This is a genomic window from Streptomyces sp. NPDC090119, assembly GCF_044747085.1.
Classification (GTDB): domain Bacteria; phylum Actinomycetota; class Actinomycetes; order Streptomycetales; family Streptomycetaceae; genus Streptomyces.
This window is the reverse complement of sequence record NZ_JBIVDK010000003.1, coordinates 836,714-857,194: the sequence shown is the minus strand read 5'-3', so window position 1 is coordinate 857,194 and position 20,481 is coordinate 836,714. Positions and strand designations below refer to the sequence as shown.

Genomic DNA, 20,481 nt, shown 5'->3' with positions numbered 1-20,481 from the left:
GGATCGAAGGCGTGCACTCATCTCTAGGAGATGGCCATGTCCTGTTCCCGCCAGCCCTTGTAGGCGAGTGGAAGTTCCGTATAGGTGTAGGACGGGAGCCCGTTACCGAACTCCCGCAGTTTCGCGTAATCCTTCTTCAGGTCTCCCTCGGTGGGGAACTTTCCAAATTCGATGGCCATGCAGAGCACGTCCTCGACCGTAACGACCGTGAGGTCGCGGTTATTGGCGAGGGCCTGACCGCCCTGATCGTCGATGGCGACGTACACCTCGTGGCCCTCGTCCTGGAAGTGCACTCCATGCGCGACGACCACTGCCTCTCCAAGATCTCTTGGGTCTCGCAGGGCTTCCTCGAGCTGTCGCCCTCGTACGTCCTCGAAAACCTCGATGACGCGGGCCGAGGCCGTCTGCGCCTCGATTGCCGGAAGGACGCGGACATACGGGCTGCGTACCAGGCGAGTCCACCTGAGTTTCAGTCCGGGGTACTTCCGGTCCTTGCCCACGATCTCGTCAGAGACCTCCTGTGGTACGAGGAGGACGAGTTCTGCCTGGCGGAGAACCTCCACAAGCAGCCTGTGGAGGTTGGCACCGACGAAGTGCACGCAGATAACCGCGTCCAGGATGCACAGCGGCTCCGCCAGTTCCTCCGGAGCGGATTCCCCCAGCGCCGTTTCGTGCTTCTCGGGCAAGCCTCCACCCTTCGACGTCCCCCAACGGGATCAGTCTACTTGCCCCTTGTACGGCCACGAGCGACCAATCGGTCGCGATCTACTCTCTTGGGTTTCGGCAGGTCAGGGAAGATACCCACTTCCCTGAGACTCGCTTCGGCTTCTTCCGGCTTTCGCCCCTCGAGCATGGCCAACGCGCGGACCCCGATGAGATTTCGCCGGTATGCCTCAACGGCACGTTCGAGAATGCGGCGAGGAGCACGTGTGGAACGAGACGCGTCCTTCTCCTGTTCGTAGGCTGGTCCCCAGCCGTACTTCTGTGCGAGCTGCTCTCCTGTGGGACCCAGCATCCTCTTCTTCTGCTCTGTGGTGAGCATGGACATCGACTCGAGCTGAATGAGGATCACCGGGAAGCTCACGCGGAAGTGCCGTGCCAGGAGGGCTGCGGTCCGTTCTTCGATCAGGCCGGCCGTGTGGTAACGCTCGTTGGACAGCCATGATCTGATTCCGTCTTCAGGCGCCAGAAGATGACGAGCGAAGGCATCGCACCGCCTCTCCTCCGGAGTCCTCTTCCCGTTCAGTTCATGAACGCGGATGCCGTCCTGCCAGAGGAGGTGCCCTAGCTCATGTGCGAAAGTGAATCTTTGTCGCTCTGGCACATCGCAGGTCCGCACGGTGATCAGGGTGGTCCGACGCATCGGATCGACAGCCGTGATTCCGTCGATTGCGCTGGGAAGTTCCAGTACCGCCGTATCAGCGCCGGTGAGCTGCTCGATCAGCTCATCAACGTCAGCGATCGGCGCGCAACCCAGGCGTAGTTCTTGCCGCACCTGATCGGCCAGTGTCTTCGCCTGCTGCTCCCATGCCAATCCGATGTCGGGAACAGGGAGGCGCCCCTCCGGTTTCCGTTCATGCGGCGCGCTCGCTCCCAGTTTGTCCAGCCGGGCGTCTAGTTCCACGACATCGAGGGCGCGACGAACCGCTACCTCGCGCTCCCCGGCATCACTCCCGTTGATCCTCGCCGCGACCTGGACTCGCTCACGCACGGGATCGCCGCTGGTCAGCAGACGTACAGGAATGTCCAAGGCCACGGCTAGGCGGTCGAGCTCGGCAAGCGTCACGCCTGCACGAACGCCGTTTTCGATGCGAGTCAAAGTGGGTTGGGAGAGCTGAGCGCGTGCGGCGAGATCGCGCTGGTTGAACCCAGCTCGCTCACGTTCGCTGCGGATCCGCTCCCCCACAAGCTTGAGATCCACGAAGCACCTCCTCTTTGAATCTATTCTACCGACCTGATTCACGCTGGCCAGTCGTATGTGTAGCACCCCCGACTGACAGTGGCCGGTGAACAGCACCGGGGTACGCCTATCTGGCTGCGCTGAGACTCACGAGAGTACGGATCCGCTGATCACGGGCGCCTACGGCATCGGATCGGCCATCTGCGAGTCCGCTCCTCTCGCAACGGAGACATGACAGCGGCCTGGGCTTCGAACCCCGCTGTCACCGATACCGGGGCGGCGAAAGGAATCCGGGCGATGGCTGACAGCGTGTAGCTGCCACCATCGGGAACCCGGCGAACAAGCCGCCCTAGCGCCGTCGTGTGGGCAGTCCCGGGGTGTGCAGGGAACAGAAGGGGTCGGCTGACCCGAGATGCGCGAGGTCAGGGCCGTGGTCGAAGCCTTCTCTGCCGGATCTCTCGCAAGGCATGCGGATCCCAGCCCGCCTTCGTCACCGCGGCCCGTACTTGCGCCCCGTGCGCGCGCTGATCCCGCCCAGCAGCCCCCGCGGTGCCAGCTTCGCCAGGCCCATCAGGGCCTTGTAGCGGGGGTCGGGGATGGAGACGGTCTTGCCGCGGGCGAGGTCGTTCACCGCCTCGGCGACCAGTTTGTCGGCGTCCAGCCACATCCAGCCGGGGATGTTGTCCGTGCCCATCCCGGCCCGCTCGTGGAACTCGGTCCGCACGAAGCCGGGGCACAGCGCCATCAGCCGGACCCCGCTGCCCGCCAGGTCCTTCGCCGCGCCCTGGGTGAACTGCACGACCCACGCCTTCGAGGCGCCGTACGTGCCGCGCGGGACGAAGGCCGCCACCGAGGCGACGTTCACCACGCCACCGCGCCCGCGCTCGCGCATCGCCTCCGTCGCCGCCGAGGTCAGCCGGAGCACCGCCTCGCAGTGCACCTTGATCATCCGCAGCTCGTCGGCCATGGAGACGTCGAGGTAGCGGCCCTTGTTGCCGAACCCGGCGTTGTTGACCAGCAGGTCGACCGGACGGCGGCGGTCACCGAGCCGCTCGGCCACCGTCTCGATGCCCTTGTCCTCGGCGAGGTCGGCGGCCAGCACCTCCGCCTCGACGCCGTGCAGGTCGTGCAACTCGAGCGCCTGCTCCCGCAGCCGCGCCGTGTCGCGCGCCACCAGCACCAGGTCGTGCCCGTCCGCCGCCAGCCGCCGCGCGAACGCGGCGCCGATGCCCGCGGTCGATCCCGTAATCAGAGCCGTAGTCATGGCCCAAGAGTAGGGCGGGCCCCGGCCCGTGGTGACGGCCGCTCAGCGTGGCTGGTCCGCCAGGTACTTGTGGACCTTGGCCAGCGTCTCGCCGTGCAGGGCGTCGCCCGCCGCGAGCAGCGACGGCAGCAGCTCGCGCTCGGTGGTCACCGCGCGGAACTGCGTCGCCGCCGTCACCCCGTGGTCCGGCCGGTGCACGATCTCCACCGCGTCGCCCGCCCGGATCTCGCCCGGCTCGATCACCCGGAGGTACGCACCCGTGACGGCCTTACGGGTGAACCTCTTCACCCAGCCCCGTTCGGCCATGTGGCCCTGGAACGTACGGCACGGAATCCGCCCCGACGTCACCTCCAGCACCACCCCGGAACCGATCCGCCAGCGCTCGCCGATCAGCGCGCCGGAGACGTCGAGCCCCTCGGTGGTCAGGTTCTCGCCGAAGACGCCGTTGGACAGGGAGCGGCCCAGCTCGCGCTCCCACTCATCCAGGTCCTCGCGCGCGAACGCGTACACCGCCTGGTCGTCCCCGCCGTGGTGGCGCAGCTCGCACACCGCGTCCCCGGCCAGCCCGCTGCCGCCGATGCCCTTCGGCCCCGGCGCCGCCACCCGCACCGGCCCGTCGAAAGGCCGCTTGTCGATGCCCGTCACCCCCTCGGCCTGGTCGGTGTACGGCACCGCGCGCGGTTGCCCCAGATTGACGGAGAGAAGCTTCATGCGCGCACGGTACGTGACCGTTGCCCAAAGCGTCGATGCGATATCGAGACTCTTTCCCAAGCACGCCTTATGCTCGAAGGGTGATCGAGGCCCGCCATCTCCGCGTCCTGCGCGCCGTCGCCGCCACCGGCTCCTTCTCGGCGGCGGGGCGCGATCTGGGCTGCACCCAGCCCGCCGTCAGCCAGCAGATGAAGGCACTTGAAGCCTCCGTCGGCACTCCGCTGCTGGTCCGGGGCGGCCGTGAGATGCGGCTGACGCAGGCCGGAGAAGCCCTGGTCAGGCACGCCTCCGGCATCCTCGCCGGGCTCACCGCCGCCGAGGAGGAGGTCGCCGCCATCGCGGGCCTGCGCGCGGGCCGGGTCCGGCTGGTCTCCTTCCCCAGCGGCACCTCCACCCTGGTCCCCACCGCCCTCGCCGCCCTGCGCGCCGCCCACCCCGGCACCCGGGTCTCCCTGGAGGAGGCCGAACCGCCGAGGTCGGTGGAACTGCTCCGCGAGGGCGACTGCGACCTGGCCCTCGCCTTCCGCTACGAGGGCGCCGCCCCCACCGAGGAGTGGGACGACCTGGTCGTACGGCGGCTGCTGACGGACCGTCTGGTCGCCCTGGTCCCCGAACGGCACCGGCTCGCGGGCGCCGACGCCGTCGCCATCGGGGAACTGGCCGAGGAGCCCTGGATCGCGGGCTGCCCGCGCTGTCGCGGCCAACTGGTGCGGGTCTGCGAGGGCGCCGGGTTCACCCCGCGCATCGACTTCGCCACCGACGACTACCCGGCCGTGGTCGGCCTGGTCGGCGCCGGTCTGGGCGTGGCCGTACTGCCCCGCCTGGCGGTGGAGTCGGTACGGCCACGGGGGGTGCGCGTGGTCCGGCTGGAGCCCGCGGTACGACGGGAGATCGTCGCCCTCACCCTGCCCGACCTGGCCCAGGTCCCGGCCGTGGCCGCGACGTTGGAGCAGCTGGGCCGGGCGGCGTCCCGCGCCTAGGCACCTGTCGGAGGGCACGGGTCAGGGGCACGCGGGTGCGTGCCCGGGTGATTGCAGAAACGTTCCTTCAGGCGTGCGGGCCGACGCCCCCGCTGGTGGTGGACACCAGCCGGTTGCGCGCCCGGCCCATCAGCTCTTCGCGCTCGTCCTCGGTCAGCCCGCCCCACACGCCGTACGGCTCACGCACCGCCAACGCGTGTGCCGCGCACTGTGCTCGGACCGGGCACCGCATGCAGACCTCCTTGGCCGAGTTCTCACGTGCACTCCGCGCCGCACCGCGCTCGCCCTCCGGGTGGAAGAAGAGCGAGCTGTCCACCCCTCGGCAGGCTGCCAGCAGCTGCCAGTCCCACAGGTCCGCGTTCGGTCCGGGAAGGCGGGAGAAATCTGCCATTACGTGACCCCTTGTAGCCGTTCTGGGCGGATACTGTGCCTTCGACCGTACATCTCCGGTCTAAGGAGATGAAAATATGACTCATTGCGAATCTAGCCTCAGACACCAAAAAAAGGGACCAAAAACGGCTAAATGGGGCACGGGTTGTGATGAAAAGCCGTGGGTCCGCCGAGCATGTCTGCACCGTGTCGGAGCCCTCACGTAGAGTGCCGAAGTCAGTACGCCGACCCGTAACTCTTTCGGGTGACCGTCGTTGAGAGTGCGGAGGCGGTTGAAAACAGAAGTGCTCGGGCAGGCGTCCGAGACGGTCGACCGCACAGGTGACGATTCCGTACCAGCCTGGAGGCTCAAGGTGACGCGCATCAGCTGCGGAGGGCGGTCATGACTTCCGTCCTCGTCTGCGACGACTCCCCGCTTGCCCGAGAGGCGCTTCGCCGCGCGGTTGCGACCGTGCCCGGCGTCGAGCGCGTGACGACGGCTGCCAACGGCGAGGAAGTCCTCCGCCGCTGGGGCGCCGACCGCTCCGACCTCATTCTCATGGACGTACGCATGCCCGGCCTGGGCGGCGTCGAGACCGTGCGCCGTCTGCTGTCCGCCGACCCGGGCGCGCGCATCATCATGCTGACCGTCGCCGAGGACCTCGACGGCGTCGCCCTCGCGGTGGCCGCGGGCGCGCGGGGCTATCTGCACAAGGACGCCTCACGTGCCGAGCTCCGCGCCACGGTGACGCAGGCCCTCGCCGACCCCACCTGGCGGCTGGCCCCGCGTCGGCTGCGCTCGGCCGAGATGGGCGCCGCGCCCACGCTCACCGCACGCGAGATCCAGGTGCTGGAGGGCATGAGCCACGGCCGCTCCAACGCGGAGATCGGTCGCGAGCTGTTCCTCTCCGAGGACACCGTCAAGACCCACGCCCGACGCCTGTTCAAGAAGCTCGGCGCCTCGGACCGCGCCCACGCGGTGGCACTCGGCTTCCGCTGGGGTCTGGTCCGGTAAGGGCATGCGCGGCCGCTGCGCTCGGCCTTGGCCCTGGGGGTCCTGGCGAGCGTCGGAGGATGTGGGTGCGCGCGGGCGGTCGGCCCCGGCCGGTTCCGGGGGCGCCGCTCGGGGAGGTGCCTGTTCGGCGGGGCTCGTTCCGCCCGGCGCCGTCGGCGCGCTGTGCGGGTACGGCTGCTCGATGGCGTGGGCGGCTTCGACGTCGGCCGGTGCTGATACCGCGTTCGCCGGAGACGGTCGGCCGGTGTCGGTCGCCGGTGCCCTTCACGGGTGCGTCAGGTCGAGTCCCGGGTCGGCCGGTGGACGGCGGGCGCCGCGAGGCCGGGCTTCGACTGCCGGTGACGCCCCTCGCGCGCCGGTCGGTGCGGGGCGGGTCCCGCGCGGCCGGGCGGCGGCTGACGGACACGCACCTCTCGAAGAACCGTCGCGACGCCGGCGGCCGGGCCGTGCCACGGGCGCCCGCTGCGGGCTCGTGTGCTCCCCGCCGGGGTCGATTGCGGCTGCCCGGTGGGAGCGGTCCGGTCCGCTCCCGGCCGACTCGACGGGCGAGTCGCAGCGGCCGGGCTTCGGCGGCGGTGCTGCCGAAGTGCGGGCTCATGGGCACCGCCGTACCGGCCCGGTCGGCGGCGGGTCCGAGTGGCCGGGCGGTGGCGGCCGTCATGCCGAAGCGCGGGCTCACCGGCGCCCCCGTGCCCACCCGGCCGGAGGCGCACGTGGCGGAATCGGTTCTGTTCGCGCTCCGCGAGGGACCGCGTGCTGCTCGTTTCGGCGGGGATGCCGCATCCTTGAGGTGTGGAGTCTCTCGGGGACGAGTCGAGTGAGCGAAAAGCGAGCGGAAGGGGAGGGCGCAGGAGATGAGTGCCGGCGCACCTGCTCATAACGCTTCGGTGCACAACCACGAACGCGATGCCACGGACCGGACGGCCGCAAGGCACCATGGACCGATGCGCGACGACGAGGCGGGCACGGCCCCCGGGCCGATCAGCGCCCTGGTGCACCGTGCCGTCGACGGGGACGAGCAGGCCACGCACGACCTGCTCGCGCACGTCCATCCCCTCGCGCTGCGCTACTGCCGCACCCGCCTGTCCCGGCTGCCCGGCGACGCCCGCCACTTCGTGGAGGACCTCGCCCAGGAGGTCTGCGTGGCGGTGCTGCTCGCCCTGCCGCGCTACCGGGACACCGGCCGCCCCTTCGAGGCGTTCGTCTTCGCCATCGCCTCCCACAAGGTGGCCGACCTCCAGCGCGCCGCGATGCGCCACCCCGGCTCCACCGCCGTCCCCTCCGACGAGATGCCGGAGCGGCCCGACGACTCCCTCGGCCCCGAGGAACGCGCCCTGCTCAGCTCCGACGCCGCCTGGGCGAAGAAGCTGCTGGCCAACCTCCCCGAGAACCAGCGCGAACTGCTGCTGCTGCGGATCGCCGTGGGCTTGACCGCGGAGGAGACAGGGCAGATGTTGGGAATGTCACCAGGAGCGGTGCGAGTCGCCCAGCATCGCGCGCTGAGCCGCCTGCGCGCCCTGGCCGAGCAGTAGCCGGAGAGCCTCGCACCCGTTGTTCCGCGCGAGCGCGCGCGTGAGACGGCGGGCCGCGCAATCCGTACGAACATACGAAGCCTGAAGCATCCCCGTAGCGTGGAATTTGCTCCCGACGCTTCCCGTTAGCATGGACATCCGCACCGATCAAGGCCATTTGGGGAAGGTGTCATGACTGCCAACGTCGACGGAGTGCCCGGTAAATTCCAGACACTCGGGCTGACCTACGACGACGTGCTGCTGCTGCCGGGCGCGTCGGACATGGCGCCCGACGAGATCGACACCGCCTCGTACGTCTCCCGGAACGTGCGGGTCAACATCCCGCTGCTGTCCGCCGCCATGGACAAGGTGACCGAGTCCCGCATGGCGATCGCCATGGCCCGTCAGGGCGGCGTGGGCGTGCTGCACCGGAACCTGTCCATCGAGGACCAGGCCAACCAGGTCGACCTGGTGAAGCGGTCCGAGTCGGGCATGGTCACCGACCCGATCACCATCCACCCGGAGGCCACGCTCGCCGAGGCCGACGCGCTGTGCGCCCGGTTCCGGATCAGCGGTGTGCCGGTGACCGACAACGACAAGAAGCTGCTCGGCATCGTCACCAACCGCGACATGGCCTTCGAGAGCGACCGCGCCCGGCGCGTCCACGAGGTCATGACGCCGATGCCGCTGGTCACCGGCAAGGTCGGCATCTCCGGCCCGGAGGCCATGGAGCTGCTGCGCAAGCACAAGATCGAGAAGCTGCCGCTGGTCGACGAGCGCGGTGTGCTCAAGGGTCTGATCACGGTCAAGGACTTCGTCAAGGCCGAGCAGTACCCGAACGCGGCCAAGGACGCCGAGGGCCGGCTGCTCGTCGGCGCGGCGGTCGGCGTGGCCGGTGACTCCTTCGAGCGCGCCCAGGCGCTGATCGAGGCGGGCGCCGACTTCATCGTCGTCGACACCGCGCACGGTCACTCCCGCCTGGTCGGCGACATGATCGCCAAGATCAAGTCCAACTCGTCCGGCATCGACGTGATCGGCGGCAACATCGCCACCCGCGACGGCGCCAAGGCGCTGGTGGACGCGGGCGCGGACGGCATCAAGGTCGGCGTCGGCCCCGGCTCGATCTGCACCACGCGTGTGGTCGCCGGTGTCGGTGTCCCGCAGGTCACCGCGATCTACGAGGCCGCGCTCGCCGCCAAGGAGGCCGGGGTCCCGGTCATCGGCGACGGTGGCCTGCAGTACTCCGGCGACATCGCCAAGGCCCTGGTCGCGGGCGCCGACACGGTGATGCTCGGCTCGCTGCTCGCGGGCTGCGAGGAGTCGCCGGGCGAGCTGCTGTTCATCAACGGCAAGCAGTTCAAGTCGTACCGGGGCATGGGTTCGCTGGGCGCGATGCAGACGCGTGGCGACCGCCGGTCGTTCTCCAAGGACCGGTACTTCCAGGAGGGCGTCGCCTCCGACGAGGCGCTCATCCCCGAGGGCATCGAGGGCCAGGTGCCCTACCGGGGCCCGCTGTCCTCCGTGGTGCACCAGCTCGTCGGCGGTCTGCGCCAGTCGATGTTCTACGTCGGCGGCCGCACCGTGCCGGAGCTGCAGGACAACGGCCGGTTCGTCCGGATCACGTCGGCGGGTCTCAAGGAGAGCCACCCGCACGACATCCAGATGACGGTCGAGGCACCGAACTACAGCAGCAAGCGCTAGGTCTTTCGTCGCGAGGGCGGCTCCGGGTCTTCCGGAGCCGCCCTCCGCTTCGCCGGGACGGCCGCCGCCGAGCCGGTCGGGGATACTGGAAGACGCTGAAACGCATCAGGGAAAGGCACGACGTGACTGAGATCGAGATCGGGCGCGGCAAGCGCGGCCGCCGGGCGTACGCCTTCGACGACATCGCCGTCGTCCCCAGCCGCCGTACGCGGGACCCGAAGGAGGTCTCGATCGCCTGGCAGATCGACGCCTACCGCTTCGAGCTGCCGTTCCTGGCCGCTCCCATGGACTCGGTCGTCTCCCCGGCCACCGCGATCCGCATCGGTGAGATGGGCGGCCTCGGCGTCCTCAACCTCGAGGGCCTGTGGACCCGGCACGAGGACCCGCAGCCGCTGCTGGACGAGATCGCCGAGCTGCCGGCCGAGGTGGCCACTCGCCGCCTCCAGGAGATCTACGCGGCTCCCGTCAAGGAGGAGCTGATCGGCCAGCGCATCAAGGAGGTGCGGGAAGCCGGTGTGGTCACGGCCGCCGCGCTCTCCCCGCAGCGCACCGCCGAGTTCTCCAAGGCGGTCGTGGACGCGGGTGTGGACATCTTCGTCATCCGTGGCACCACGGTCTCGGCGGAGCACGTCTCCTCCTCCCACGAGCCGCTGAACCTGAAGCAGTTCATCTACGAGCTGGACGTCCCGGTGATCGTCGGCGGCTGCGCCACGTACACCGCGGCCCTGCACCTGATGCGCACCGGCGCGGCGGGTGTGCTGGTCGGCTTCGGCGGCGGCGCCGCGCACACCACGCGCAACGTGCTGGGCATCCAGGTCCCGATGGCGACCGCGGTCGCCGACGTGGCCGCCGCCCGCCGCGACTACATGGACGAGTCCGGCGGCCGGTACGTGCACGTGATCGCGGACGGTGGTGTCGGCTGGTCCGGCGACCTGCCCAAGGCGATCGCCTGCGGCGCCGACGCGGTCATGATGGGCTCCCCGCTGGCCCGTGCCACGGACGCGCCCGGCAAGGGCCACCACTGGGGCATGGAGGCGGTCAACGAGGAGCTGCCGCGCGGCAAGAAGGTCGACCTCGGCACCGTCGGCACCCTGGAGGAGGTCCTCACCGGCCCCTCCCGCACCCCCGACGGCTCCATGAACTTCTTCGGCGCCCTCCGCCGCGCCATGGCCACCACCGGCTACAGCGAGCTGAAGGAATTCCAGCGCGTCGAGGTAACGGTCGCGGACAGCCAGCACCGCCGCTGATCGCTTTTTCGCACGGAGAGGGCCCGGTCACCTTGGGGTGACCGGGCCCTTTCGTGTGCGTGGGGGCGCGTCCGGACGCACAAGGGGCGCACGGGTGCGTTCGGGACGAATACGCGGTTGACCGCTCCGACCAGCCGATAGTGTCCCTTTCGGCGCCCCAGTTGTCTGGGACGCCCCCTTCCAAGGACACGATCCGGACCTCGGCCCTCGGGGCCCGGCCCGAATCCAGCGGACCGCCTACCGGGCTGATGGGCGGCGTCGTGGAAGGGGGTCGTCCATGGGACGTCACCGCAGGCCCACCCGTTGGGATCGGAACCGTCTGTGGATGGTGAAGTTCCGAAGGAGGTGGATCTTGCGGATTTTCGGATGGTGAGCGGCCGCCCCTGCAACAACTAGGGGCGGACACTCCGTGATCCATCCAGGAGCCTGCCGCAGTAGCCGCTGCGGTGGGCTCCACCTGTGTGACCACCGTAGCGACGGGTGCGGTCCGGTGCCACCACTCTCAGGCGCACTGCCCCCGCGCGCCCCCCTTCACAACCGGTGCGCCGCGCCCGTCGGGGTCACTCCTCGGGTGTCCAGCAGGAGCTGGGCCTTTACCGAGAGGCCCTGGAGGTCGTAGGTGCGGTGGGGTTGGAGGAGGAGGGTGAGGTCGGCGGCGGCGGCGGCTTCGTAGAGGGAGTCGGCGCGGGGGACCGGGCGGTCCAGGACGTGCCAGGCGGGGATGTGGGGGTCATGGTAGCTCACGGAGGCGCCGAGTTCCATCAGGCGGACGGCGATCTCGTGGGCGGGGGTGCCCTGCTGGTCGGCGAGGTCGGCCTTGTAGGTGACGCCGAGGAGGAGGACGCGGGCGCCGCGGGCGGACTTGCCGTGCTCGTTGAGGAGGGCGGCGGCGCGCTGGACGACGTAGTGCGGCATGCGCTCGTTGACCTGCTGGGCCAGCTCCACCATGCGCAGGCCCCGGCTCGCGTGGCCGGTGAGGTCCTGCGGCACGCCGTGGCCGCCGACGCCGGGGCCCGGCCGGAACGCCTGGAAGCCGTACGGCTTGGTCTCCGCGCAGCGGATCACGTCCCACAGGTCGACGCCCAGCTCGTGGCAGACGACGGCCATCTCGTTGGCGAGCGCGATGTTGACGTGCCGGAAGTTGGTCTCCAGCAGCCGTACCGCCTCCGCCTCGCGCAGCCCCCGCGCGCGGACGACCTTGTCGGTGAGCCGCCCGTAGAAGGCGGCGGCCGACTCGGTGCAGGCGGGGGTGAGGCCGCCGATGACCTTCGGGGCGGGGGCGTGGTCCCGGCTGCCGGGGTCGACCCGGCTGGGGGAGTAGGCGAGGTGGAAGTCCCGTCCGGCGCGCAGTCCGGAGCCCTGCTCCAGGATCGGGCGCAGGTAGTCCTCGGTGGTGCCGGGCAGGACGGGCGACTCCAGGATGACCGTGGTGTGCGGGCGCAGCTGTCCGGCCAGGGTGCGGGCGGCCGCCTCGACCTGGCCGAGGTCGAGTTCGCCGTCGGCGCCGCGCGGGGTGGGCGCGCAGATGACGGCGGTGCGGACCCGGCCGAGCTGGGCGGGGTCGGTGCAGGGGCGGAAGCCGGTGGAGCGCATCCGGCGGAGTTCGGCGGGGCTGAGTGACCCCGCCTCGGGGCCGGTGGCGTATCCGATGGTGGGGATGCCTGCGGTGACGGCGGCCTGGGCCAGCGGCAGGCCGTAGGGACCGAGTCCGATGACGGCGAGATCTGCGGGCATGGCGTGAGCCGTCCTTCCCGATAGCCGAAGGGGGAGTGGTGCGCAAGCCCTGTGGACTGGACGAGCGGGCGCACAGTCAGACTAGGTACAAATATGACCGTTATGTGTGATTGTGTTCGTGTGTCTTCGGGCTGATACGCGCGGGTTATCCACAGGTGGGGAGCCCGTGGTGGCCGATGCCGCCCGACACCGCCACACTTTTGAGCAAGAGGTTCTGGGCATGAGGAGGGGCAGGAGGGGCCCGCGCCGTACCGGCGTGGCCCATCAGCGGGTTTGCGAGAGCGGGAGGCAGCGGTGAGGACAGCGACCCTCGACCCGGCGCGGCGCGCCGAGTCACTGGCGGAGATGGCCGAGCGTGAACTGGACGTGCTGGTGATCGGCGGCGGCATCGTCGGCGCGGGCACCGCGCTGGACGCGGCCACCCGTGGCCTGTCCACCGGCCTGGTCGAGGCGCGCGACTGGGCGTCCGGCACCTCGAGCCGGTCCAGCAAGCTGATACACGGCGGGCTGCGCTATCTGGAGATGCTCGACTTCCCCCTCGTGCGCGAGGCGCTGAAGGAACGCGGCCTGCTGCTGGAGCGGCTCGCCCCGCACCTGGTCAAGCCGGTGCCGTTCCTCTACCCCCTCCAGCACCGCTGGTGGGAGCGGCTGTACGCGGGCGCGGGCGTCGCGTTGTACGACGTGATGTCCATGGCCCGGGGCCACGGCCGGGGCCTGCCCACGCACCGCCACCTCAGCCGCAACCGAGCCCTGCGCGTCGCCCCCTGCCTGCGCAAGGACGCCCTGGTCGGCGCCCTCCAGTACTACGACGCCGAGGTGGACGACGCCCGTTTCGTCACCACCCTGGTCCGCACCGCCGCCTCCTACGGCGCCAAGGTCGCCAACCGCACCCGCGTCACCGGCTTCCTGCGCGAGGGCGAGCGGGTCGTCGGGGTCCGGGTGGAGGACGTGGAGGGCGGCGGGGAGTACGAGATCCGCGCCCGCCAGGTGGTCAACGCCACCGGGGTGTGGACCGACGACACCCAGGGGCTGGTGGGGGAGCGCGGCCAGTTCCACGTGAAGGCGTCCAAGGGCATCCACCTCGTCGTCCCCAAGGACCGCATCCACTCCAGCACCGGTCTGATCCTGCGCACCGAGAAGTCCGTCCTGTTCGTCATCCCCTGGGGTCGGCACTGGATCGTCGGCACCACCGACACCGCGTGGGACCTCGACAAGGCGCACCCGGCCGCCTCCAGCGCCGACATCGACTACCTGCTGGAGCATGTGAACTCGGTGCTGTCGGTGCCGCTCACCCGCGATGACGTCGAGGGGGTCTACGCGGGCCTCAGGCCCCTGCTGGCCGGTGAGTCCGAGGCCACCAGCAAGCTGTCCCGCGAGCACACCGTGGCGCACCCGGTGCCGGGCCTGGTGGTCGTCGCGGGCGGCAAGTACACGACGTACCGGGTGATGGCGGAGGACGCCGTCGATGCGGCGGTGCACGGACTGGACCGCCGGGTGGCCGAGTCGGTCACCGAGGAGATCCCGCTGCTCGGCGCCGAGGGCTATCCGGCGATGTGGAACGCCCGCGAGCGCATAGCCGACCGCAGCGGACTGCACGTGGCCCGCGTCGAGCACCTGCTGAACCGGTACGGCTCGATGGCCGACCAGCTCCTCGACCTCATAGCCGCCGACCCCACCCTGGGCGAACCCCTGCGGCACGCGGACGACTACCTGCGCGCCGAGATCGTCTACGCCGCCTCCCACGAGGGCGCCCGGCACCTGGACGACGTCCTCACCCGCCGCACCCGCATCTCCATCGAGACCTTCGACCGGGGCACCCGCAGCGCCCGCGAGGCCGCCGAGCTGATGGCACCGGTGCTCGGGTGGGACGAGGACCAGATCGCCCGCGAGGTCGAGCACTACGAGAAGCGGGTCGAGGCCGAGCGCGAGTCCCAGCGCCAGCCCGACGACCTGACGGCGGACGCCGCCCGGCTGGGGGCGCCGGACATCGTGCCGCTGTAGGGCGCTTCGAGCGGGCCGGGCGACCGTCCGGTGGCTTCACTCGATCGAGTGGCCTGGTGCGGGATCTCCGTTCCCGGCCTGGTCGTTCTACCAGGTGCGGGGGCAGAACTCGGCGGTGAGCAGGGCGGTTTCGAGCCGGGGGTCCGTTCTCGCGCCCGTGTTCACCCGGAAGGTGAGTACCCGGCCGCCGTCGGCGGTGGCGGCGGTGCGCACCTGGCTTCCCGTGATCCGTCCGTCGTGTCCCCAGACGGTGAGCCCGCACGGAAGCCGGACCGGATTCAGGCCCATGCCGTACACCCCATGTGCGGCCCGGGTGTCCAGCATCTCGCGCAGCCAGTGCGGGGGCAGCAGGTCGCCGGCCAGCAGGGCCGCGTAGAAGCGGTCCAGGTCGTCGAGCGTGGACACCAGCTCGCCCGCCGCCCCGGCCACGCGGGGGTCGAGTTCGGTGACGTCGGAGCCGTCGGGGGCGTAGGCCCGGCCGTGCGGCGAGGGCAGGGAGCGGCGGGCGCCGGGGAAGGAGGTGCCCGCGAGACCCAGCGGGGCGATGATCCTGCGCCGTGCCTCGGCGGCGTAGGAGCGGCCGGTGACCTGACGGATCACCATGCCGAGGAGGACGTAGTCGGTGCTGGCGTACGCGGGGCGGCCCTGGCGGCCGGGAGGGAGGGTGAGCGCGAGACGGACGGCCTGAAGCGGGGTCAGGGGCACCTCGCCCCGGGTGGCGTCGGTGAAGTCGGCGATGCCGCTGGTGTGGGTGAGCAGGTCGCGCAGGGTGACGCGGGTGCCGTCGACGCGGGGTGCGGTGGACGGGGGTGACGTGGGAGACCGTTGAGGCGACCGGCTCGGCCCGGCGGGGGCGACGCGGCCGGATTCCTCGGCGGAGTGCCGTGTCCCGGCGCGGAGTCGGGGCAGGAGTCCGGGGAGGTGCTGTTCGACGGTGTCGGACAGGGAAAGCCGGTGTTCCGCGGCGAGTTGCAGCACGACGGTCGCCACGAAGGTCTTGGTGACACTCCCGGCGCGGAAATGGTCGGCACGGGCGATACCCCGGCCCGCGTCCGCGTAGCGCCATGCGCGGCGTGTGCCATGACGGTCCTGCGCGAGCAGGGCAGCTGCGGGGGCTCCACCCTCGCTGACCAGCAGCGGAAGCACAGTGTCCGAGAATCCGGCGGCGGGGGTCGCGCCGGGAGCGGTGGGGGTGAGCAGCAGAGCCACGAGAACCGGTATGGACAAGACTGTCCGAAGGGTCGGCATCCCTGGCTCCTTTGCGTGTCGGGGCACATCATCCCGGCAACTGGAACATCTGGTTCAGGGGGTGTGCCGACGCTGCGGACGCGGTGCGCCCAGAGAGGCCCCCTGGGCGTCGGCCGGTTGTCGCGTGAGGGACAATGAAGGCTCTGTCAGGGCGGGTTGCATGAGGGGACGCATGTCGGAGGCGGAGCGGGCGGGTTCATCCCGTCAGGAGACTCGTCAGGGCAAGAACGAGCGTCGTCTTCTCGCCGGGCGGTACCGGCTGGGGGACGTGCTGGGCCGGGGTGGCATGGGCACGGTCTGGCGTGCCGAGGACGAGACCCTGGGCCGGACGGTGGCGGTCAAGGAGCTGCGGTTCCCGTCGAACATCGACGAGGAGGAGAAGCGGCGCCTGATCACGCGCACCCTGCGCGAGGCCAAGGCGATCGCCCGGATCCGCAACAACAGCGCGGTGACGGTCTTCGACGTGGTCGACGAGGACGACCGGCCGTGGATCGTCATGGAGCTGGTCGAGGGCAAGTCCCTGGCCGAGGTCATCCGCGAGGACGGTGTGCTGACGCCCCGTCGCGCCGCCGAGGTCGGGCTCGCCGTGCTGGACGTGCTGCGCTCCGCCCACCGCGAGGGCATCCTGCACCGCGATGTGAAGCCGTCCAACGTGCTGATCGCCGAGGACGGCCGGGTCGTGCTCACCGACTTCGGCATCGCCCAGGTCGAGGGCGACCCGTCCATCACCTCCACCGGCATGCTCGTCGGCGCCCCCTCCTACATCTCCCCGGAGCGGGCCCGCGGCCACAAGCCCGGTCCCGCCGCCGACCTGTGGTCGCTGGGCGGCCTGCTGTACGCCTCGGTCGAGGGTGTGCCGCCGTACGACAAGGGGTCGGCCATCGCCACGCTGACCGCCGTGATGACCGAGAACCCGGAGGAGCCCAAGAACGCGGGCCCGCTGGCCGACGTCATCCACGGGCTGCTCACCAAGGAGCCCGCCCAGCGGCTCGACGACGCGGGCGCGCGGGCCATGCTCACCAAGGTCATCCGCGCCGCCGACCCGGAACCGCTGGACGCCACCCGGGTCGTGCCGATCCCGGCGCAGCCCGACTCCCCCGACACCAAGCGGGAGGAGTCCGGCGACAAGGTGCGCGGGGCGCTGCGCTCGGTCCGCAAGGCGGCCGGGGCGTCGGCCGCCGCTGCCGCCCGGCCGAAGAGCGGCGCCGCGGCGTCGACGGGTGCCGGTGGGCGCGGCGGCTCCGACACGCCCGACGCCAGCGCGAACAAGCCAAGTTCGAGCTGGCCCGTGATGCCGCCGCCGGACCTGGACCTCGCGCCGAGGCCCGTGCCGAAGGCATCGCTCACCGATGTGGTGCCCAGGCGCACGCTGATCATCATCGCGGCGGTGATCGCGCTGGCCCTGGTGGCGGTCGGTACCGTGCTCGTCCTCACCCTCGGCCGTGACGACGACAAGGGCACCGGCGCCCAGGGCGCGCCCAGCGCGAGTTCCTCCGCAGGGAAGGACACGGGCAGCAGCAAGGGCACCGGGCAGGGCGGGTCGGGTTCCGCGCCCGCCACCGACGGCTCCCGCTCCGGCGAGGCCAGTGACGCGAGCACCGCCGACGACTCCGGCGGCAAGGGCGGCAGCGGCGATCCGGACGACGACTCCTCCTCCGGCTCCACCGGGAACAAGGGCTCCGGCAGCGCACCCGTCGTGACGACCCGCAAGAGCTCCCAGGGCTACTCGATCGGCCTGCCCAAGGGCTGGAAGTACGTGTCGGCCAGCGGCGCGGGCGACCGCTACACCGGCCCCGACGGCCAGAAGCTGCTCGTCGCCTGGACCAGCACGCCCAAGAGCGACCCGGTGAAGGACTGGGAGAGCCAGGAGCGCTACATGGTCCGCTCCCAGTACGACCGCATCCGCATAGCGAAGGTGGACTACCGGGGCTGGACCACGGCCGACTGGGAGTTCACCTACGTGGACGGCGGCACCAAGTACCGCTCCATCGACCGGGGTTTCAAGGTCAACGACCACCTCGGGCACGCGCTGATGTACACGGCGAAGAGCTCCGACTGGGACGACACGCTGCGCGAGGACACCTGGAAGACGCTCACGGCGTCCTTCGAGCCCAAGTCGTGACCTGAACGAGTTCGGGTTGGGAGCCGGTAATCGGTCATCCCCCCGGTGCGGGTTGCCTCCGGCACGTATCGTGAATGGTTGAGAACCGTACGCAGCCGGGTGTGACGCCCGACGGGCGGTGAACGATCGCGGGCGACCGGAACGGCAGGGGGGTGGCGGGCATGGACGAGTACGCGGGACGGGTGCTCGCCGACCGCTACCGCCTGCCGCTGCCGCCCTCCGACGCGTACGAACTCACCGAGACGTACGCCTTCGACACCTACAGCGGCCAGGAGGTGCTGGTCCGTCAGGTGCCGTTGCCGGAGGTCGTCGAGGCCGAGGTGATCGACGCCGAGGGACTGCCCGAGGGGTTCACCGCGCGTGAGCGCGGCCATCGGACCCCGGCGGGCCGCAGCGCCACCCGTACGCCCAAGGACCCCGCGGTCCGGCGCGCCGTGGAGGCCGCGCAGGCGGCGGCCCGGATACCCGACCATCCGCGCCTGGACCAGGTCTTCGACGTGTTCGCCGAGGGCGGTTCGCTGTGGATCGTCAGCGAGGCGGTGTCGGCGCGCCCGCTGTCCGCGCTGCTCGCCGAGCAGCCGCTGTCGCCGTACCGGGCGGCCGAGGTCGCGGCCGACGTGGTGATGGCGCTGCGCGTCCTGCACGCCCACGGCTGGACCCACCGCAACATCACCTCCCGCACGGTCCTGGTCTGCGACGACGGCCGGGTCATGCTGACCGGTCTCGCGGTCGGCGCGGCCGAGGAGGCGCTCTGCGGGTACGACCCCGTCCCGGCCCAGGACGGTCCGGAGGAGCCGCCCGCGCCGGACCACCGGCAGACGGCGGGGGGTGCCGTGGCCCGTACGGGCGCGGCGGCCGCCGCCGACGCGGACCCCGAGGCCGCACGGCGTGCCGCCATTCAGGCGCGGGTGACCGGCGGCCTGCCCGCACCCGCCGCGAACGGCGACTCCGGTGCCGTCGTCCCGGTCCGGCCGCGGGTGCCGGAGACCGGGGACGACATCCGGGCCGCCCGCGCCGGGGCCATCGCCGCGTACCGCGCCGGTGCCCGGGCCGCCGCCCGCGTGCAGGAGACGGAGCGGGGCGGCCGTACCGCCCTGCCCGGAGCCCGTACGCCCGCCGAGGGGGAGATCGCGGGGGAGGGCGGCACGCCGCCCGGTTCCGTGGCCGATCCGTACGGGGTGGCCGGGCGGCCCTGGCACGGCGCCGCACCCCGCCCCGGCACCCCCGCCCGGCAGGAGGCGGCGCCGCCCTATCCGCTGAACCCGGCCCAGCCGGGTGTCCCCGCGCCGCCGCGCCCCGCGCTGCCCGCGCAGAACGGCGGGCCGGGCGGGTCCGGTTGGGACGCGCCGGAGGCCGCCGGGGCGCGGCGCGGGCCCGGTACCGCGATCGCGGCCGAGCGGGCGCGGCACATGCGGATGACCGTCGTGGGGCCGGTGACCGAGCGGTGGGCGCCCGAGCAGGCCGGGCCGGTGCACGAGAACTGGCAGCTGGCCGCGCCGGTGGGGCCCGCGACCGACCTGTGGGCGCTCGGCGCGCTGCTCTTCCGTGCCGTCCAGGGCCACGCGCCCTATCCGGAGGAGTCCACCGCCGAGCTGGTGCAGCTGGTCTGCGCGGAGCCGCCCGCCTACGCCGAGGAGTGCGGGCCGCTGCGCCCGGTCGTGGAGTCGCTGCTGCGCCAGGACCCCACCGAACGACTGGACTTCGAGGAGCTGAACGGCTGGCTGCGCTCGCTGGTGCGGTCCGCGCCCGAACCGGACGCCGGTGCCCATGTGGTGCCGGTGCCGCCCGCCGACCCGACCCGGCTGCCGATAGTGCGACGGCGTGGCGAGCTGGCCCGGTGGCGGCGCCGGAACAAGGCGCCGGTGCCCCATCCGCACGCCAGGCACAAGCGCGCCCGGCAGGAGGCCACCGGTTCGCCGCGCAGCCTCGGCCGCGTCCTGCTGCTGCTCGTCTTCCTGCTGCTGGCCGGAGCCGTGGCCTACGCGGTGATGTTCATGCCCAAGCAGGGCGAGAGCGCGGACCGGACCGGGGGTGCGGGAGCGGCGAGTCCCGCGCCGTCCCGCGCACAGTCGCCGTCGAGCGGGGAGAGCGCCCCGGACGACGGGCCGACCGCCTCCTCGCCCGCCACCGAGACCCAGACCGGCGGCGGTGCGGCCGCGGACGGCTTCACCCTGCGCACCGACCCGGCCGGCTTCAAGGTCGCCGTCGCCAAGGGCTGGAACCACACGCCGCGCAACGGCAGCGGTCAAGTCGTCTACTCGCGGGGCAACTTCGAGCTGCTCGTCGTACCCGGCCGGGACAGCACCGCCACCTACGGCAGTGACCCGATGGTGTACCAGCGGGACAAGGAACGGGAGTTGCAGCCGTACCGCGACTCCAGCTGGGCCACCGCGTCGGGGCTGCGCACCATCGAGGTGGGCGGACGGGTCATGGCCGAGGGGCAGTTCACCTGGACCGACCCCCAGGGCCGCGACCTGTTCGTGCGCAACATGGCGATGCTGCTGAACGGCCGGTACCACATCGTCCAGGTCCGCGGCCCGGAGGCGGAGCGCGACGAGGTCACCCGGCTCTACGACCAGGCGACGGCCACCTACCGCTACACCGGCTGAGGAGACGCTCCGCCAGGACCCGTTGCGGAAGCGGGCGTTCGGTTGCGTCGACTGTGCGGAAGCGACAAC

Annotated in this window: 15 protein-coding genes; 8 read left to right on the top strand and 7 right to left on the bottom strand. The window is 71.4% G+C overall.

What is annotated here, in order from left to right:
* Positions 1–23: 23 nt before the first annotated feature.
* The 4 genes from ACIPPM_RS16625 to ACIPPM_RS16610 form a co-directional block, all read right to left on the bottom strand.
* Positions 24–686: a hypothetical protein gene (locus tag ACIPPM_RS16625; RefSeq protein ID WP_401448080.1), complete on the bottom strand. Its 663-nt coding sequence runs from the start codon at positions 684–686 to the stop codon at positions 24–26.
* 35 nt (positions 687–721) lie between these two features.
* A complete protein-coding gene (locus ACIPPM_RS16620) occupies positions 722–1,921 on the bottom strand; it encodes a helix-turn-helix domain-containing protein (RefSeq protein WP_401448077.1) in 1,200 nt (399 codons plus the stop codon).
* 469 nt (positions 1,922–2,390) lie between these two features.
* Positions 2,391–3,164, bottom strand: a complete 774-nt coding sequence (locus tag ACIPPM_RS16615) for an SDR family NAD(P)-dependent oxidoreductase (RefSeq protein ID WP_393595857.1) — start codon at positions 3,162–3,164, stop codon at positions 2,391–2,393.
* A 42-nt stretch (positions 3,165–3,206) separates the two neighbouring features.
* The gene (locus ACIPPM_RS16610) at positions 3,207–3,875 is read right to left on the bottom strand and encodes an MOSC domain-containing protein (protein ID WP_401448075.1); all 669 of its coding nucleotides are present in this window, start codon (positions 3,873–3,875) and stop codon (positions 3,207–3,209) included.
* A gap of 80 nt (positions 3,876–3,955) precedes the next feature.
* Between ACIPPM_RS16610 and ACIPPM_RS16605 the strand changes: the two genes are divergently transcribed.
* Positions 3,956–4,855 carry a LysR family transcriptional regulator gene (locus tag ACIPPM_RS16605; protein WP_401448073.1) on the top strand — a complete coding sequence of 300 codons (900 nt, stop codon included), beginning with the start codon at positions 3,956–3,958 and terminating at the stop codon, positions 4,853–4,855.
* Positions 4,856–4,922: 67 nt separating this feature from the next.
* On the opposite strand, the gene ACIPPM_RS16600 is transcribed toward ACIPPM_RS16605, so the two are convergent.
* Positions 4,923–5,246: a WhiB family transcriptional regulator gene (locus ACIPPM_RS16600; protein ID WP_388996764.1), complete on the bottom strand. Its 324-nt coding sequence runs from the start codon at positions 5,244–5,246 to the stop codon at positions 4,923–4,925.
* Between the two features lie 381 nt (positions 5,247–5,627).
* Here ACIPPM_RS16600 and ACIPPM_RS16595 point away from each other — a divergent pair, with 381 nt between their 5' ends.
* The 4 genes from ACIPPM_RS16595 to ACIPPM_RS16580 all read left to right on the top strand — a co-directional run bounded on the left by ACIPPM_RS16595 (position 5,628) and on the right by ACIPPM_RS16580 (position 10,698).
* Positions 5,628–6,239, top strand: coding sequence for a response regulator transcription factor (locus ACIPPM_RS16595; RefSeq protein ID WP_003948568.1), 612 nt, complete (start codon positions 5,628–5,630; stop codon positions 6,237–6,239).
* A 944-nt stretch (positions 6,240–7,183) separates the two neighbouring features.
* A complete protein-coding gene (locus ACIPPM_RS16590; RefSeq protein WP_388996761.1) occupies positions 7,184–7,771 on the top strand; it encodes a sigma-70 family RNA polymerase sigma factor in 588 nt (195 codons plus the stop codon).
* Positions 7,772–7,942: 171 nt separating this feature from the next.
* Positions 7,943–9,451 (top strand): IMP dehydrogenase, encoded by a 1,509-nt coding sequence (guaB, locus tag ACIPPM_RS16585; protein WP_401448069.1) that lies wholly within the window; start codon positions 7,943–7,945, stop codon positions 9,449–9,451.
* A gap of 122 nt (positions 9,452–9,573) precedes the next feature.
* The gene (locus ACIPPM_RS16580; protein ID WP_401448066.1) at positions 9,574–10,698 is read left to right on the top strand and encodes a GuaB3 family IMP dehydrogenase-related protein; all 1,125 of its coding nucleotides are present in this window, start codon (positions 9,574–9,576) and stop codon (positions 10,696–10,698) included.
* A gap of 531 nt (positions 10,699–11,229) precedes the next feature.
* Here the strand turns inward: ACIPPM_RS16580 and ACIPPM_RS16575 are convergent.
* Positions 11,230–12,432, bottom strand: coding sequence for a nucleotide sugar dehydrogenase (locus ACIPPM_RS16575; protein WP_401448064.1), 1,203 nt, complete (start codon positions 12,430–12,432; stop codon positions 11,230–11,232).
* A gap of 294 nt (positions 12,433–12,726) precedes the next feature.
* On the opposite strand from ACIPPM_RS16575, the gene ACIPPM_RS16570 reads away from it, so the two are divergent.
* On the top strand, positions 12,727–14,433 hold the full coding sequence (locus ACIPPM_RS16570) for a glycerol-3-phosphate dehydrogenase/oxidase (RefSeq protein ID WP_401448061.1): 1,707 nt from the start codon (positions 12,727–12,729) through the stop codon (positions 14,431–14,433).
* 87 nt (positions 14,434–14,520) lie between these two features.
* Here ACIPPM_RS16570 and ACIPPM_RS16565 read toward each other — a convergent pair whose 3' ends face one another.
* The gene (locus ACIPPM_RS16565) at positions 14,521–15,681 is read right to left on the bottom strand and encodes a serine hydrolase domain-containing protein (RefSeq protein ID WP_401448058.1); all 1,161 of its coding nucleotides are present in this window, start codon (positions 15,679–15,681) and stop codon (positions 14,521–14,523) included.
* Positions 15,682–15,853: 172 nt separating this feature from the next.
* Here ACIPPM_RS16565 and ACIPPM_RS16560 point away from each other — a divergent pair, with 172 nt between their 5' ends.
* Positions 15,854–17,803, top strand: a complete 1,950-nt coding sequence (locus tag ACIPPM_RS16560) for a serine/threonine-protein kinase (RefSeq protein WP_401448508.1) — start codon at positions 15,854–15,856, stop codon at positions 17,801–17,803.
* Positions 17,804–17,964: 161 nt separating this feature from the next.
* A complete protein-coding gene (locus tag ACIPPM_RS16555; protein WP_401448055.1) occupies positions 17,965–20,412 on the top strand; it encodes a protein kinase in 2,448 nt (815 codons plus the stop codon).
* Positions 20,413–20,481: the final 69 nt, after the last annotated feature.